General features: G+C 34.8%; 18 protein-coding genes. 11 read left to right on the top strand and 7 right to left on the bottom strand.

The window, feature by feature from the left end; genetic code table 11:
* Positions 1-5 precede the first annotated feature (5 nt).
* Positions 6-767, top strand: coding sequence for a group II intron maturase-specific domain-containing protein (locus OPR58_RS00435; protein ID WP_320109896.1), 762 nt, complete (start codon positions 6-8; stop codon positions 765-767).
* 83 nt (positions 768-850) lie between these two features.
* Here OPR58_RS00435 and fabF read toward each other — a convergent pair whose 3' ends face one another.
* Together fabF and acpP are read right to left on the bottom strand one after the other, a co-directional pair.
* Complete coding sequence (fabF, locus tag OPR58_RS00430; RefSeq protein WP_265022749.1) at positions 851-2,122, bottom strand: beta-ketoacyl-ACP synthase II; 1,272 nt, start codon at positions 2,120-2,122, stop codon at positions 851-853.
* Positions 2,123-2,128: 6 nt separating this feature from the next.
* The gene (acpP, locus tag OPR58_RS00425; RefSeq protein ID WP_064085853.1) at positions 2,129-2,389 is read right to left on the bottom strand and encodes an acyl carrier protein; all 261 of its coding nucleotides are present in this window, start codon (positions 2,387-2,389) and stop codon (positions 2,129-2,131) included.
* A gap of 127 nt (positions 2,390-2,516) precedes the next feature.
* Between acpP and OPR58_RS00420 the strand changes: the two genes are divergently transcribed.
* Both OPR58_RS00420 and OPR58_RS00415 read left to right on the top strand, forming a co-directional pair.
* Positions 2,517-3,299: a polyprenyl synthetase family protein gene (locus tag OPR58_RS00420; RefSeq protein ID WP_265022748.1), complete on the top strand. Its 783-nt coding sequence runs from the start codon at positions 2,517-2,519 to the stop codon at positions 3,297-3,299.
* The gene (locus OPR58_RS00415) at positions 3,292-4,161 is read left to right on the top strand and encodes an FKBP-type peptidyl-prolyl cis-trans isomerase (protein WP_265022747.1); all 870 of its coding nucleotides are present in this window, start codon (positions 3,292-3,294) and stop codon (positions 4,159-4,161) included. The genes OPR58_RS00420 and OPR58_RS00415 overlap by 8 nt, the downstream gene beginning before the upstream one ends.
* A gap of 72 nt (positions 4,162-4,233) precedes the next feature.
* Here the strand turns inward: OPR58_RS00415 and hslU are convergent, their stop codons facing one another.
* Together hslU and hslV are read right to left on the bottom strand one after the other, a co-directional pair.
* Entirely contained in the window at positions 4,234-5,685 is a 1,452-nt protein-coding gene (hslU, locus tag OPR58_RS00410; protein ID WP_265022746.1) for an ATP-dependent protease ATPase subunit HslU, read from the bottom strand.
* Between the two features lies 1 nt (position 5,686).
* Entirely contained in the window at positions 5,687-6,241 is a 555-nt protein-coding gene (gene hslV, locus OPR58_RS00405; protein ID WP_265022745.1) for an ATP-dependent protease subunit HslV, read from the bottom strand.
* 82 nt (positions 6,242-6,323) lie between these two features.
* On the opposite strand from hslV, the gene gshA reads away from it, so the two are divergent.
* Positions 6,324-7,478 (top strand): glutamate--cysteine ligase, encoded by a 1,155-nt coding sequence (gene gshA / locus OPR58_RS00400; protein ID WP_265022744.1) that lies wholly within the window; start codon positions 6,324-6,326, stop codon positions 7,476-7,478.
* Here gshA and OPR58_RS00395 read toward each other — a convergent pair.
* The 3 genes from OPR58_RS00395 to OPR58_RS00385 form a co-directional block, all read right to left on the bottom strand.
* Positions 7,475-8,275 (bottom strand): hypothetical protein, encoded by an 801-nt coding sequence (locus OPR58_RS00395; protein ID WP_265022743.1) that lies wholly within the window; start codon positions 8,273-8,275, stop codon positions 7,475-7,477. The two genes, gshA and OPR58_RS00395, sit on opposite strands and share 4 nt — an antisense overlap.
* 61 nt (positions 8,276-8,336) lie before the next feature.
* Entirely contained in the window at positions 8,337-9,290 is a 954-nt protein-coding gene (hemH, locus tag OPR58_RS00390; protein WP_010406433.1) for a ferrochelatase, read from the bottom strand.
* Positions 9,287-10,048 (bottom strand): hypothetical protein, encoded by a 762-nt coding sequence (locus OPR58_RS00385; protein WP_320109895.1) that lies wholly within the window; start codon positions 10,046-10,048, stop codon positions 9,287-9,289. Before OPR58_RS00385 ends, hemH begins: the two co-directional genes overlap by 4 nt.
* 105 nt (positions 10,049-10,153) lie before the next feature.
* On the opposite strand from OPR58_RS00385, the gene ndk reads away from it, so the two are divergent.
* From ndk to OPR58_RS00350, 7 genes are all read left to right on the top strand, one after another.
* On the top strand, positions 10,154-10,573 hold the full coding sequence (ndk, locus tag OPR58_RS00380) for a nucleoside-diphosphate kinase (RefSeq protein WP_149168695.1): 420 nt from the start codon (positions 10,154-10,156) through the stop codon (positions 10,571-10,573).
* A gap of 122 nt (positions 10,574-10,695) precedes the next feature.
* Positions 10,696-11,874: an aspartate aminotransferase family protein gene (locus OPR58_RS00375; RefSeq protein ID WP_015587994.1), complete on the top strand. Its 1,179-nt coding sequence runs from the start codon at positions 10,696-10,698 to the stop codon at positions 11,872-11,874.
* Positions 11,875-11,942: 68 nt separating this feature from the next.
* On the top strand, positions 11,943-13,220 hold the full coding sequence (locus OPR58_RS00370) for an HlyC/CorC family transporter (RefSeq protein ID WP_265022741.1): 1,278 nt from the start codon (positions 11,943-11,945) through the stop codon (positions 13,218-13,220).
* Between the two features lie 9 nt (positions 13,221-13,229).
* Positions 13,230-13,487, top strand: a complete 258-nt coding sequence (locus OPR58_RS00365) for a DUF2312 domain-containing protein (RefSeq protein WP_006014634.1) — start codon at positions 13,230-13,232, stop codon at positions 13,485-13,487.
* Positions 13,480-14,055: a UbiX family flavin prenyltransferase gene (locus tag OPR58_RS00360; protein WP_265022740.1), complete on the top strand. Its 576-nt coding sequence runs from the start codon at positions 13,480-13,482 to the stop codon at positions 14,053-14,055. The genes OPR58_RS00365 and OPR58_RS00360 overlap by 8 nt, the downstream gene beginning before the upstream one ends.
* Complete coding sequence (folD, locus tag OPR58_RS00355) at positions 14,039-14,926, top strand: bifunctional methylenetetrahydrofolate dehydrogenase/methenyltetrahydrofolate cyclohydrolase FolD (protein ID WP_265022739.1); 888 nt, start codon at positions 14,039-14,041, stop codon at positions 14,924-14,926. The genes OPR58_RS00360 and folD overlap by 17 nt, the downstream gene beginning before the upstream one ends.
* Before the next feature lie 146 nt (positions 14,927-15,072).
* A complete protein-coding gene (locus OPR58_RS00350; protein ID WP_265022563.1) occupies positions 15,073-15,495 on the top strand; it encodes a DUF6444 domain-containing protein in 423 nt (140 codons plus the stop codon).
* The last annotated feature ends 34 nt before the right edge of the window (positions 15,496-15,529 follow it).

Genomic DNA, 15,529 nt, shown 5'->3' with positions numbered 1-15,529 from the left:
CACCGTTGTTGAGCAATATATACCTCAATGAGGTAGACAAAATGCTAGAGAGAGCAAAAGAGGTGACCAGGGAAGAAAAATATCAACGTATAGAATACGCCAGATGGGCAGACGATTTAGTGATACTGATAGATGGGCACCAGAGATGGGAATGGCTCGAGAAATTAGTGTACAAAAGGTTACAAGAAGAATTAGCAAAACTAGAAGTAAGTGTAAATGAAGAAAAGACAAAAATTGCCAATCTAAAGAGAGGAGAAACATTCGGCTTTCTAGGATTTGACTTTCGAAAGAAAATTACAAAACAAGGAAAGTGGAGAGTACAGATAACACCACAGATGAAAACACGAACAAGCCTACTTCAAAAGTTGAAGAAGGTATTCAGTAACTATAAATCGCAACCAATACGGAGAGTGATTCAGATCATCAATCCGATATTGAGAGGGTGGGTAAACTACTTTAGAATAGGAAACTCAAGTCGAAGCTTCAGCTACGTTAAACAGTGGGTAGAGAAGAAAACAAGACGCAATATGATGCAAGCCAGAAAAGCAAAAGGATTTGGTTGGAAAAGGTGGAGTAGCGAATGTATATATGAGACCCTTGGTCTATATTCGGACTATAGAATAAGATATTACGTTCCGAAAGCCTTACCAGCACAATATGTTATAAACTTTGGTAAGAATCTACTAGGAAAGCGTAGTGCGGGAAATCCGCATGCTGCGTTTGATGAGGCGGGAATTGGAAACGTAAACATGGGAATTTTGGATTGAGGACCAACATGAAAATAATGGATCAGCCACCAAACCCTAAAGAGGCGCGCCAGTTCTCGACCCTACCAAAATAGCATAATTAACTACACCTTTCCAAAGATGAGAGACGCGTTGGTACCACCAAAACCAAATGAATTAGAAAGCGCATATTGAATTTTATGCTCTTGAGCTTTAAGTGGTACAAAATTTAAATCACACCCTTCTGAAGGTTTGTGTAGGTTTAAAGTTGGTGGAACAATTCCATTGTTTAATGCAAGGATACTAAATATTGCTTCAACACTTCCTGCGGCACCAAGTAAATGTCCTATAGAAGATTTAGTTGAGGAAACAGGTATTTTATAGGCATAGTCACCGAATAACTGCTTCATTGCTATTACTTCAACTTTATCCCCAAGTTTTGTTGAAGTTCCATGTGCATTGATATACCCAATTTGACTTGGGCTTACTTGTGCACTCCTTAAAGCAAGTTCCATTGCCTTAAGTGCGCCTCTTCCTTCTGGATGTGGTGCTGTGATGTGGTGCGCATCTCCTGTTAACCCATATCCAGTGAGTTCTGCATATATTTTTGCTTCCCTTTTTTTTGCATGTTCATATTCTTCCAGAACTAATATACCTGACCCTTCGCCCATGACAAATCCATCGCGTTCTTCGTCCCATGGCCTTGAGGCCTCTTCAGGCTTATCATTGAATTTAGTTGATAGCGCCTTCATCGATGCAAAACCTGCAATTCCAACTCTGCATAACGCACTTTCTGCTCCGCCTGCAATCATAATGTCAGCTTCACCGAGTTTTATAGCTCTTGCTGAGTTTATAATCGCATGCGCACCTGTTGCACATGCAGTTACCGCTGAGTCATTTGGACCTATAAATTCGTATTTAATAGAAATATGACCAGATATCAAATTTATTAGACTTGCAGGAACAAAAAATGGGCTAACACGTCTAGGCCCCTTCTCCTGCATGGTAATTACATTTTCCTGAATTGATGGAAGACCACCTATACCAGAACCAATAGCTACACCTATTCGCTCTTTATTAATATTTTTATTTTCCAAAATTAGTGAATCTTCTACTGCCTGAACAGCTGCTGCAATTCCGTAGTGAATAAAACGATCTGTTCTTTTTAGGTCTTTTTCAAAAATATAATCTGGTGGATTAAAATAGTGCTCAATGTTATCGGATTGCACAGGCACCTGCCCTGCAACCTGACAAGCAAGATCAGAAGAGTCGAACCTATCTGTATTGATTGCTTTGATGCCAGATTTACCTTCTTTCAGCTTTGACCAGGTGTTATTAACATCTGCTGCTAGTGGAGTAATTAAGCCAACACCGGTAACTACTACTCTTCTGCTCATTCAACATCAATTGTTTGCTTTGTTTACTACATATTCAACTATCTGTTCCATAGTTTCCATTTTTTGTGCATCTTCATCAGGAATCTCTATACCAAATTCTTCTTCAGCTGCCATGATTATTTCAACTGCATCTAAACTATCTGTGCCATGGTCTGAAAGCTTTGAAGAACTACTAAATCCCTCTACATCCTTACTGATGTGCTCTAGTATAATCTTCTTTACTTTTTCTTCTATATCTTCCCTAGTGCTTTTTGCCAATTCGCTCATTTCTTACTAAAAAATAACCTATTCTCTGATGTTATAAGAAATTTTGATGTTTGCAATAGCTTTTATGATTATATAAACTATTAAAAACTTCCTATCTCTTAGCACTCAATAGTTAATAAATTTAAAAATGCTAGACGAAACAACAAAAAATTTGCTTGTTGTAGAAGTGAATAAGCTCTTACCTGAAAATAGCGAGAATAAACTTATATCAGCTATGCGTTATGTGCTTCTTGCTCCTGCAAAACATATACGTTCTTTTTTAGTTATAAAATCTTCGTCGATATTCAACATAAAGGTTGAAAAAGCAATAACAGCAGCAGCAGCGATTGAATTTATTCATGCTTACTCCCTAATTCACGATGATCTGCCATGTATGGATAACAGTGACACCCGCAGAGGCCAACCAAGCTGCCACAAAAAATTTGGTGAAGCAACAGCAGTACTGGCCGGAGATGCATTACTTACCCTGGCTTTTGAGGTATTATCTTTGTTAAATTGTGAGATCGTAAAAGTGCTCTCTCAAGCAATAGGAATGAAGGGAATGGTGGGAGGGCAGATTTTAGATATAGGTGCAGATTTTGACAAAATAAAAGAAATTCATTTGATGAAAACTGCAAAACTATTTGCAGCTTCATGTGAAATAGGGGCTATAATAGGAGGCGCTACAGACAAGGAGCGGGAAGCATTATATAACTATGGAATAAATCTAGGGCTTATTTTTCAAGCCAAGGATGATATCGAAGATTATGAGCAAGATAAAACAAACAATTTAATGTCCGTGCTTGGCAAAAATGAAATGGAAAACTATATAGATAGTCTCTTTAAACAGGCCTCAGATAATTTAAGTACGCTTTCAGAGAATACTAATGACTTATATGATTTATTGAATCAAGTAAAAAAAGATGGTTAGAAAAATTATATTACAAATGTTTATCTCTGTAGTAATGATTATCACTTTAGCTTCTGCTTTTATAATTACGATTGTTTATATAAACAAAGATAAACCAGAGAAAAGGGAAAAGCTTTACGAAATAAATGCTACACATGGTGGTTTGACACAGATGATAGCAAGTTATTTGGTCAGGCCGATACTTGAATCAGCTCTTGATCGTTATATTGAAAAGCATGGGTTAGCAGAATATTTAGAAGAAATAACACAGCAAAAAGAAGAAGAGATGATAAACTTTTATGAAATTACTGAAGGCAGCGGCAGTAAGGCTTTCTGTGGCCAAGAAGTCCTGCTACAAATGTACAAAATATCCAACAATCTGGCAGCATTACCAAGTCAAGTCTCTGATATTACTCTGAGAATAGGTGAAAAAGAAGTGAGTTTAGGGGTAATAGGTATGAAAGAAGGCGGAGAGCGTGTAGTTACTATTGCCGCTGATGACAACAAAATGAGTTTTAACTCTTATTACATCAAACTGATTGAAGTAAAAGATAAATATCCTGATTCAGTAAATAACCTAATGATTTTTAATGACTTAATTAACAAAACTGGAAAACGAGTAAAATGTGGCGATGAGATATCAGTTCAATATAGCATAAAGAGACATAATGGTGAGTATATAATCAAAGATCAAATAGTGCAGTTTAAGGTTGGTGACAAAAAAATACCACTTGCTATAGAACTTGGAGTTGTGGGAATGAGAGCTGGTAATAAAAGAACAGTTCTTTCTCCACCTGATCTTTTAACTGATGTGTTAACAAAAGGCATAGATTGTGATATTGCAATAATTGATTTAAGCTTGAATTCTACTATTGAAAAATAGCTTAAAGAATTACGAAGTAAGAAAAAATAAAACTTCTTGAGTGCTATATATTACTTAAAGAAAAAGTTTCTTCTAAAGTATAAACTTAGATAAATCAAGCTGCTTTGAAATTGATTCAAGCTTATCTCTTACGTGCTTGCTATCTATAACAAATTTTTCACTATTTTTTTCAGAAGCGATAAAACTTATTTCATCCAAAAGCTTCTCCATGACAGTATGAAGTCTTCTTGCACCTATATTTTCCACTTCTCTATTAACTGTAAATGCTATTTCAGCTATAGTCTCTATACCATCATCAGTAAACTCAAGTGTTACATTTTCCGTTTTCATTAACGCTATATACTGTTTTAACAAACTAGATTCTGGTTCCTTTAATATTTTTATTAGATCCTCTTGAGTAAGCGCCTTAAGTTCCACTCTAATTGGCAATCTACCCTGTAATTCTGGTAAAAGATCAGATGGCTTAGATAAATGAAAAGCACCAGATGCAATAAATAATATATAGTCTGTTTTTACGGGGCCATACTTAGTTGAAACAGTTGTTCCCTCAAGTAATGGTAACAGATCGCGCTGCACTCCTTCTCTGTTGACTTCACCTTTTATTTCTGTACGTGCTGCAATTTTATCTATTTCATCTAAAAACACTATGCCTTCATTGCTAACAAGATCAATCGCTTCTTTGATTATCTTGTCTTCATCCATTAACCTTTCGCTTTCTTCATTAATCAATATTTCACGTGCTTCTTTCACTTTAACTGTAATAGTTTTTGTTTTTTTGCTCCCATTAAACATCTTGCCCACGATTTCTGTTACGTTCATCACACCAATTTGCCCACCTGGCATGCCAGGTATATCAAAAGTGGGTAACATACCCTTGCTCTCCCTGACGTTAATAGAAACTTCTCCATCTTCAAATTCCTTATTTCTCAGTCTTTCTCTGAAAACTTTTTTGCTTTCCTCGGTTGCATCTTCACCAACCATGGAGTTGACTATTATCTTTTCAGCCAAACCTAAAGCTTTTTTAGTTAAGGCTTTACGTGCTTTTTCCTTAACTAAAACTATTGCTGCGTCAACTAAATCACGTATTATCGAGTCAACATCACGTCCAACATATCCTATTTCAGTAAATTTCGTTGCTTCAACTTTTATAAAAGGTGCACCAGCAAGCTTTGCTAAACGGCGAGCTATTTCAGTTTTACCAACTCCCGTATGCCCTATCATGAGTATATTCTTAGGTATAATCTCTTCACGTAGTGGAAGTGGGACTTTATTTCGACGCCAACGATTTCTGAGTGCAATAGCAACAGCGCGCTTTGCATCATTCTGCCCGATTATAAATCTGTCTAATTCTTTAACTATCTTCTGTGGTGGTAGATCATCTAATAAAGCTTGTGAGCTTTGAATGCTGCTACTTCCTGTACCTTCATTTTCATAGAGGCTATTTTTCTCATTATAGTCATCATTATTATCAAATTGACCTACTACAGATTGACTAGAAAAATTAGCACACAAAGTTCTTGACATATTACTCCTCTATTTTTTCGATAATTAGATTATGGTTTGTATAAACACATATATTGGCAGCTATCTTCATAGCCTTTTTTGCAATCTCCTCTATTGATATTCCTTCAACGTCAATCAAAGCTTTTGCTGCAGATAAAGCAAAATTTCCTCCAGAGCCAATGGCTGCAATGCCATCTTCAGGTTCAAGAACATCACCCGTTCCTGTAATGACCAATGAAATGGACTTGTCTGCCACGATCATCATAGCTTCTAATTTTCTTAGATATTTATCCATTCTCCAGTCTTTTGCAAGTTCAACACATGCCCTCATTAACTGTCCTGGGTGCTTATCAAGTTTAGATTCTAGCCTTTCGAAGAGAGTAAATGCATCAGCTGTTGCTCCAGCAAAACCGGCAATTACGGAATCACCAGAAAGACGCCTAACTTTTTTTGCTCCAGATTTTATAACGGTATGGCCTAGCGAGACTTGCCCATCACCTATTACTACTACATTTTTGTCTCTTCTAATTGACAGTATAGTAGTACCATACATTTTACTGCTGTCATGATGAATCATTTTTTTGTTATTTTAATTCGTTATATTATATTAAGATTATAACTTATAATATAGTACTTTTCTTATAACATTTAAAGTGTAGATGCAAAACATAATTCATCCAAATCTGGAAAAAGATATAAATAATTGGTTCAAAACAAAATTTAATGGTTTTACATTACCATTTTATAGCTCCATAGATCTTAGGAATTCAGGCTACAAAATTGCTCCAGTAGACGCCAATTTATTTCCTGCAGGGTTTAATAACCTAAGTGAAGTATCAAAAGCGATAGCAGCAAAATTGATAAAAAGCTACTTCGAAACAAAACAATATAAAAAGGCCCTTATAATACCGGAGAATTACACACGAAATAAAATGTATATAGAAAATGTATTTGCTATAGAAAAGGTACTGCAACTCGCAGGTTTTGAAACTAGAATTGGCCTCTTTCATAATGAAACGTACAATTTAATAGAACAGTATGAAACTGTTGTGAAAGAAAACTCTTTGCTGAAGACAACTTCAGGATTTGTGCCTGATATTATTATACTGAACCGTGATATGACGAGCCACATTCCAGACACGCTAGAAAACGTAAAACAAGAGATAGTGCCAAGTCCATTATATGGCTGGCACAGTAGGCAGAAATTTCAATATTTTGAAATCTATCAAAAATTAGTGTCCGAATTTTGTGGCGAATTTAAAATGGACCCATGGCTTATTTCTGTGCTTACAGAAAGCTGTAATGGAGTTGACTTTAATGATGATTCATCACTAGGAGCAGTAGCGACTAGAGTTGACCAAATATTATCTCTAGTGCAAAAAAAATATGAGGAATATGAAATAAAAACACAACCTTACGTTTTTATCAAAGCAAGCAATGGCACATATGGAATGGGCATTATAACAGCAACAAGTGGAAAGGAAATATTAAATCTCAATAAAAAAAAGCGTCATAAAATGAAAAAGATAAAAGAAGGAATAGCAATCAATAGTGTTATTATACAAGAAGGTGTACCAACTATTGACATATTTAAAAGTAGTTCTGCAGAACCGCTAATATACTATATAGGAGATACTCCAACATGTTACTTATACCGATGTAATAGCAGGAAAGATGTATATTCTAGCTTGAATTCCACTGACTGTGAATTTTATGACATCAGCCAAGAAAATAAAACTTTGCCACTTTGGAATATTGTTAGCAAATTAGCAGTGCTAGCATTGGCAGTAGAAATTAAGTCTTTTCATCTCTAATAATTAATTTCTACAATGCTGCCATTATGCTGAATATGGTGAGCGTCATCAAGTCCAGTAGAAGGATCAGTACCATTATTAGGTTGATTGACAAACTTATCGATGTTTGATACTAGATATGCTATGCTTAGTATCAAACTGACCGTAACAGTTAAGTTGAAATTATAGATTATGCCACCACCCAAGTCTATTGGTATGGTTGGAAGTTCCATTCTTTTTAATATGAAGCTTAACAAGCCCAATGACAAAGCGAATGTGCTAAAAATAACTTCTTTGCCATATTTAGCAGACTTTTCAGAATCCTTATTATCTAGATACTTCTTCCATGTATAATAACAGTTTATGCATTCTGAAAATAGAAATAGAACTGCTGATGTTAAGCTAATATAACTTATTACATCCTTGTTGTTTCTAGCTAAGAAATGAATGATTTTTGTCTGCATCAATATTCCTATGACACAGTTTGCCAAGAAGGCTAAGCTACCCACAACCTGTATTGGTTTTTCAGGTTCATTTCCCCCTTTACCATTCTGAAGTTTTTTAGATTTATATCCAGCTAAATTGAGACCAAAGTGAAGAGCAAATATTATTGATGTTGGTAGTTTTATGAACTTAGAAATATCTAATATAGTACAAATATTGGATCTGTTGTTATCAACAAACTCGCAACAGAATTGCAATGAAATTTTACACAATATGCCTGTTAAACCTACTGCAATACAATACATCTTTCTAATATCATGATTGTGAGCATCATGTATACTTTCTATAAATGTATTTGGCTTACCTTTTGGCATAAATAGATAATAAAATAATAACTTTTTAATATTATACTATAAAAATCTAAAAAGAAAAGTGCTATAAATCAGTACTTTGAGAGTGATCTAAACATAAATCGGCCAAGCACTTGATAAATAAGAGATCAGTACTGAGAGTTGGTACGCGAAAGTAATATCCGTCTTTGATAATTGCTTTATACTCTATATCAAGTTCAACCAGTGTTTCAGAATGCTCAGAAACAAAAGATATAGGTGATAAAACTACAGGTATATTATCGTCTTTCGCGCGTGATAGCTCACTTTCAGTGCTAGGCTCCAACCATTTTACAGGGCCAACCTTACTCTGATAACATATTCCCCAATCAAGATCTTCAATATTCAATTTTTTTACTATTAATTTTACTGTTTTTTCTATCTGTGAAGCGTAAGGGTCGCCTTTTTTAATGATACTAAGAGGTAAGCTATGAGCCGAGAATAGGACTCTTGGCTTACCGATTTTGCTAGCTAATTTATAATATTTAGACGTCAGATTAACATGAGCTTCAATAAAGTTTTCATTGTCATAATAATGGTGAATTGTTTTTGTGTTACATTCCAGTTTGGCATTTTTTTGCCAATTCTCGATGGATGATAGAGTTGTGGTGGTTGAATATTGCGGATATAGTGGTAACAGAATGATTTCGTCAGGGTCGAATTGCTTTACGCTTTTAACAACTTCATCAGCAAATGGATGCCAATAACGCATGCAGATGAATATCTTATATACATGGTTTCCATTTTCATTTAATTTTAGTTCTAAAGCATCAGCTTGTGCTTTCGTATTCTCCAAGATTGGCGATTTACCTCCAATGTGCTCGTATATTTCTTGTGCAGTACTTTCTCGCCTTTTGGAGATAAACTTTGCTAAAAGAAAGCGGAAAGGATTGGGTAGATTGACTATTCTTCTATCATAAAATAGATTAAACAAGAAAGGACGTACTGCACTTAGTGAATCAGGTCCACCAAGGTTAAATAAGATTACTGCCTTCTTCACTGACAGCACCTTTCTTCAGGTTTGCCTATAAAATCAGCTACACACTCATCAAGTTTAGTTACAGGCACTAAATTTCTCACACTAGCATACAATAGATGACCAGATCTCTTCACGTTACTCTGTGTAGATACAAAGTTTCTATCAAAAACCACATCAACACAAAAACTTGGCACTGCTTCAAAAAGTTCAACAGCAGCCAAAGATATCATTATGCAGCTTTGTAGAGCCTTCAGAAAAATCGTAAGGGGAAAAAGTAAAACCTTAACAAAGAGAGAGGGAGGACTTTCATTCATTAATTGTCCTGGATTAGGAGAATTATACTCAATATGCTGTCTGTTTTTATTAAAAATAGGAAATTTTATAGTGTCTTTCTTAAATTCCTGCTCTATTTGTTTCTCGGTATAATTTTCATTATTAGTCATTTTTTTCAATAACTTTTCACGCAAGTGAAAGGTTCTTACAACAAAACATGTTGCAACCATCAGTGCAGCACATATAAGTGCGCACTCGATAAGGCTTATGTTGCCTACCATAGCTGGTAATACAAAGCAAAAAAACAGCGGTATGGCAATCATTTCACCAAATGGAACAACGTTCCTTTTCATCGCAAAAGCGGCACCTTCTTTTAATTTTGTATTATTGTGTAAGCTATACTCTAAATAACTTAAAAATGCCAAATTAAAGGTTAAAAAACCTTTTGTTCCGCAAAAAATTGATGATTTAAGATTATTCACTAGTTTCTTACGACAGTAAACCATAAACTACCCCTTGATGTTTTATTCTTGACTATAAATAAAAAATCTCTTTGATGGAACAAAAATTCACAATAAAATAAATATACGATCTTAATATAAGGGAATGATATGGCAATTGAGAGAACACTTTCGATATTAAAACCTGATGCAGTAAAAAATAATATTACAGGCAGTATAAATTCTTACATTGAAAAATCTGGACTAAAAATTATAGCACAAAGAATGATGATGCTGACAAAAAAACAAGCAGAGCTGTTTTATGAAATTCATAAGGATAGGCCTTTTTTTGGAGAGTTGGTGGAATTTATGACTTCTGGGTCTGTGATAGTTCAAGTTTTAATCGGTGAAAATGCAGTCAGTAAATACAGACAAATCATGGGTGCTACAGATCCAAAGCAGGCAGATAAAGGTACAATTAGGGGTGATTTTGCTGATGATATTAGTGAAAATAGAGTGCATGGTTCTGATAGTCTAGAGAATGCTCATAGAGAAATAGCTTTCTTTTTTGCTGAATGTGAATTGGTGTAGTTTTACTTTTTTACATATTAAATTTCTGAATTTTATGTTGAACTGTATAATATTAGCCCAATTTTTAGTTTAAGCAATATTAAGGGAAAGCTTTTTCATGCACAGTATAGATAATATTTAAAATGGATCATGTTGTTAACGCTTATAATAGATCTGAAGCTTCTATAGTTAGAGGAGAAGGAGTATATCTCTTCGATAAGGATGGTAAAAAATATTTAGACTTTGCTGCAGGAATTTCTACAACCTCTCTAGGGCATTGTCATCCATACATTACAGATAAACTGAAGGAGCAACTGGATTCATTATGGCACTGCTCTAATATTTTTACTATTCCTCAGCAGGAAAGGCTTGCTCAGCGTTTAACAGAACTTACCTTTGCCGATAAAGTTTTTTTCTGCTCAAGTGGACTTGAAGCAACAGAAGCTGCAATTAAATTTATTCGCCGCTATTTCTACTTAAATGGACAAGAAAAGCGCAGTCACATCATTACAATTGAAGGAGGTTTTCATGGCCGCAGTATTGCTGCAATTTCAGCTGGGGGAAATGAAAAATCACGCGAAGGTTTTGCTCCACTCCTTTCTGGTTTTGATAAAGTTCCAAGAAATAACATTGAAGCATTAGAAAAGAAAATCAATAGCGAAACAGCTGCCATATTTTTAGAGCCCATACAAAGTGAAGGCGGAGTACATCCATTGGACGTAGAGTATCTTAAAAAAGTAAGAGAGATAACAAAAGCTCAAGGAATAATTTTATGCTTTGATGAAGTGCAATGCGGATATGGACGGATTGGCTCTCTATTTTACTATCAAAATATAGGAGTTGAACCTGATATGCTCACTTGTGCGAAGGCTATGGGTAATGGATTTCCTCTGGCTGCATGTTTAGTAAAAGATTATATAGCAGAAGCAATCACTCCAGGAACTCATGGGTCAACTTATGGAGGTAATCCACTTGCCATGACTGTTGGTAATGCAGTACTCGATGTAATGCTAAAGGAAGGCTTTTTTGACCATGTTAAGAAGGTCAGTAAATATCTAAAAGAAAAGTTGTTGCCTTTGACTGAAGAATTTCCGAAGATCGTTTCAGAAGTTCGTGGGGAGGGTTTATTGATAGGGATAGAGCTTAGAGTACCTTTGGCTGATAAAATTGTTAAACAATCTCTTGACAAAGGCTTAATAATGACTAAAATTTTAAATAATAGGGTAATAAGAATAACTCCTCCACTTGTTGTTGAGAATATGCATGTGAATGCAGTGTGTGATATATTTCATGATTTATTTTTTTATATTAAAGATATATAGACTTGCAAATGCTTCTTACAACATATAAAATCAACTCTGTTTCTATATCGCAATAACATCATACTTTAATGGATTGGTTATTGATTTCAGTATTGTCAGCAATTTTTTTCTTATTGATTTTATCGTTTTTGTTCTCAGGAGCAGAAATAGGGTTAACCTCAATTAGCCGATCCCGAGTGAATAAACTAAAGCTAGAAGGTAACAAAAAAGCCAAGATAATAGAGCTTTTGTTAGGTAAAAAAGAATTAACAATAGGAACAATATTACTGTGTAATACAATTATTAACATTACTTGCTCTGCTTTATTTACAGTAATATTTATAAATTCTTTTGGGAGTGAGGGCATATTTCTTTCAACATTCATGATGACGTTTTGTATTTTGCTATTTTGTGAAGTTTTACCAAAAACTTACGCCATGCAAAATCCTGAAAAATTTACATTACTTTCTGCTTATTTTATGCTGTTTTTTGTCAAGGTTCTTTCTCCATTGACATTAGGCATTCAGTTTATTGTCAATATCATTCTGAAGTTATGTGGGCTTCATAAGAATAGGGAGGTAATATCTGCAGCAGATGCAATGCGTAATATGATTACTCTTCACCGCAGTGAGGGCACTATGTTACAACAGGATTTAGATATGCTAAATAGTATACTTGATTTGGCTGAGACAGAAATATCACAAATTATGACCCACAGGAGAAACTTATTTTCTCTTGATATAGATCGAAACAAAGAAGAGTTAATAAGAGAGATTTTAACCAGTAGCCATAGCAGAGTACCTTTATGGCAAAAAGAACCAGATAATATTGTTGGAGTGGTTCACGTGAAAAATCTAATAAATGCCTTGCGTGAAAAGGATAATAAAATAGAGATTGCCAAAGTTATGTCAAAGCCTTGGTTTATACCAGAAAGTACGCCACTCAGTGTACAACTTCACAACTTCCGTAAAAACAGGAAACACCTTGCATTTGTTATTGATGAGTATGGAGCACTACAGGGAATCGTAACTCTTGAGGATATACTGGAAGAAATAGTTGGAGAAATTTCAGATGAACATGATTTGATCACAGAGAATTTTATAAAAAAGATATCCGATAATATGTATCACATAGAAGGAAAATCTACTATTAGGGATATTAATAGACAGTTACATTGGGATCTTCCTGATGAAGAAGCTACAACTCTAGCAGGTATGATTGTAAACGAGATAGAGCGCATTCCTGAAGAAAATGAAGAGTTTTCCATGTACGGTTTTTACTTTAAGATTTTAAAAAAAGATAAAAATATTATTAATATGATTGAAGTACAAGTAAAAACTGATAATACTGTAGTAGCAATTAATTAGTTGGGTTCTATGGAAGATACAGTAAAAATAACGGCTGAAGATTTGAAGAGCTATATAGAGAGAATCGAAAAACTTGAACAAGAAAAGAGGGATGTGCAAGATCACATTCGTGATGTATATGCAAAAGCTGCAGATGAAGGTTGGGATATAAAAGTGATGAAACAGATTATTAGGCTAAGAAAGATGGATGATGATGACAGGGAGGAACAGGAAATATTACTTGATACCTACAAACGTGCATTGGGAATGAATTACGAAGGTGAATAGTAGGATTGTAATTGGAATAAGTGGAGCATCTGGTTCTATTTACGGTGTACGGATTCTAGAGGCACTAAAAAATACCAATCATGAAACTCATTTAGTGATCAGCAGTGCTGGAAAAATAACTATAGCTCATGAGATTAAAGAAAAACTTGAAGATATTATATCGCTTGCAGATTTTTACTATTCTGAAGAAAAAATAGGAGAAAAAATAGCAAGCGGCTCATTTAAAACCTCAGGTATAGTTATTGCTCCATGTTCTATGAAAACAATGTCTGAAATAGCATCGGGGGTGACTTCCAATCTATTAACAAGGGCTGCAGATGTAACTCTAAAAGAAAGAAGAAAATTAGTTCTTATGGTGCGAGAATCTCCACTACATCTTGGACATCTCCGAAATATGTTAAAACTAACGGAGATGGGAGCAATAATTGCTCCGCCGATGCCTGCTTTTTATATTAAACCAAAATCTTTGGATGATATTGTAAATCATGCTGTTGGTAAAGTATTGAATTTATTTGATATCGCATTACCTGACTTCAAGGAGTGGCAAGGAAATGTCAATTATTATTAACGGTAAAAAAATAGCAAATGATCTCTGTGAGGAGCTATCAAAAAAAATTGATATTTTAAAGAAAGAGTATAATGTTTTTCCTTGTCTTAAAGTAATTCTTGTGGGTAGCAATCCAGCAAGTCAGGTCTACGTTCGTAATAAACAAAGAAAAGCAGAATCAATAGGCATAAGTTCTGAAACTATTGTTTTGCCTGATAGTATCTCAGAAGATGAATTGATTGAAAAAGTTAATACATTAAATGAAGATCCATCTGTGCATGGAATTTTAGTTCAGTTACCTTTACCAAAGCACATCAGTGCAAGCAGAATAATTAATACAGTAAGTGTTGAAAAAGATGTAGATGGCTTTCATGATGAGAATGTTGGCAGGTTAGTTAAAGGTGAAAAAAATTGTCTGATACCTTGTACTCCCAAAGGTTCTTTGCATTTAATTAAGTCAGTTGAAAATAATCTGTCCGGTAAAAATGCGGTAATCATTGGCAGATCAAATATTGTGGGTAAGCCAATGTTTCACCTATTGTTGCAAGAAAATTGCACCGCTACCATCTTGCATTCACAAAGCAAGAATTTAGCTGATTATTGCTCTAAAGCGGATATAGTAGTTGCAGCAGTTGGAAAGCCAAATTTTGTTCAACCAGATTGGATAAAAAAAGGTGCAATAGTGATTGATATTGGCATAAATAGCGTTAACGTAGGAAATCAAAATAAGCTTGTAGGTGATGTTGACTTTGAGGGAGTAAAAGAAAAAGTCAAAGCTATTACCCCAGTGCCTGGTGGGGTTGGCCCGATGACAATAGCATTTCTTATGATAAACACTGTAGTTGCTGCTTGCTTACAGCGGGAAGTTGATCCTTCTGATTTTATTAATTGAGGGTATAAGAAGAATAGATACCCCGTTTCTAGGTAATAACATCAAATTTCTGTCCAAATAGCAAGTAACCGTTCACGGAGATAAGGTGGTTTACAAAGTAAGTATAAAAGTGTAAAGAGATAGGAAGCTAAATATGGAATGGGTAAATGACAACAGTGCTGCAAGAAAAGGTTGTAGCAGAAAACGCTAATCTCAAGGAAGAAATAAAAGCACTGATCAGAGAAAATGATAGCTTGAAAGCAAAAATAGTTGAATTAGAAGACAAATTGGGCTTAAATTCGCAAAATTCATCGCTGCCACCATCACGAGATATATATCGTAAGAAAGCAAAAAAGAAAAGTGATAAAAAACCAGGAGGTCAGCCAGGACATAAGGTGCATAAGCGTGAATTAATGGCTGCAGACGAGGTAGTGAGATGCACAATTGATACAATTTGTATGTGTGGAGGTAAGATTACTTTAGAAGATGAAATTATTCATCAGAAGGCAGAGTTGCCAGAAATTAAGCCAATTGTAACTGAGTACAGGTTGCAAAGAGGACATTGTAGCAGTTGTGTTAAAAGTCAATAGAAAAATTGATGTAGCTGTGAATAAGTACTTAAAA

Origin of the sequence: Wolbachia endosymbiont (group B) of Ischnura elegans (genome assembly GCF_947251585.1) — a bacterium.
Classification (GTDB): Bacteria; Pseudomonadota; Alphaproteobacteria; order Rickettsiales; family Anaplasmataceae; genus Wolbachia.
Note: the sequence above shows the minus strand (reverse complement) of the source record. Positions and strands in the feature narration are given on the sequence as shown.

Coding starts and splice junctions, on each gene's coding strand:
- fabF (WP_265022749.1), bottom strand. CDS start 2,122: ATGAGCAGAAGAGTAGTAGTTACCGGTGTTGGCTTAATTACTCCACTA.
- acpP (WP_064085853.1), bottom strand. CDS start 2,389: ATGAGCGAATTGGCAAAAAGCACTAGGGAAGATATAGAAGAAAAAGTA.
- OPR58_RS00420 (WP_265022748.1), top strand. CDS start 2,517: ATGCTAGACGAAACAACAAAAAATTTGCTTGTTGTAGAAGTGAATAAG.
- OPR58_RS00415 (WP_265022747.1), top strand. CDS start 3,292: ATGGTTAGAAAAATTATATTACAAATGTTTATCTCTGTAGTAATGATT.
- hslU (WP_265022746.1), bottom strand. CDS start 5,685: ATGTCAAGAACTTTGTGTGCTAATTTTTCTAGTCAATCTGTAGTAGGT.
- hslV (WP_265022745.1), bottom strand. CDS start 6,241: ATGATTCATCATGACAGCAGTAAAATGTATGGTACTACTATACTGTCA.
- gshA (WP_265022744.1), top strand. CDS start 6,324: ATGCAAAACATAATTCATCCAAATCTGGAAAAAGATATAAATAATTGG.
- OPR58_RS00395 (WP_265022743.1), bottom strand. CDS start 8,275: ATGCCAAAAGGTAAGCCAAATACATTTATAGAAAGTATACATGATGCT.
- OPR58_RS00385 (WP_320109895.1), bottom strand. CDS start 10,048: ATGGTTTACTGTCGTAAGAAACTAGTGAATAATCTTAAATCATCAATT.
- ndk (WP_149168695.1), top strand. CDS start 10,154: ATGGCAATTGAGAGAACACTTTCGATATTAAAACCTGATGCAGTAAAA.
- OPR58_RS00375 (WP_015587994.1), top strand. CDS start 10,696: ATGGATCATGTTGTTAACGCTTATAATAGATCTGAAGCTTCTATAGTT.
- OPR58_RS00370 (WP_265022741.1), top strand. CDS start 11,943: ATGGATTGGTTATTGATTTCAGTATTGTCAGCAATTTTTTTCTTATTG.
- OPR58_RS00365 (WP_006014634.1), top strand. CDS start 13,230: ATGGAAGATACAGTAAAAATAACGGCTGAAGATTTGAAGAGCTATATA.
- folD (WP_265022739.1), top strand. CDS start 14,039: ATGTCAATTATTATTAACGGTAAAAAAATAGCAAATGATCTCTGTGAG.
- OPR58_RS00350 (WP_265022563.1), top strand. CDS start 15,073: ATGACAACAGTGCTGCAAGAAAAGGTTGTAGCAGAAAACGCTAATCTC.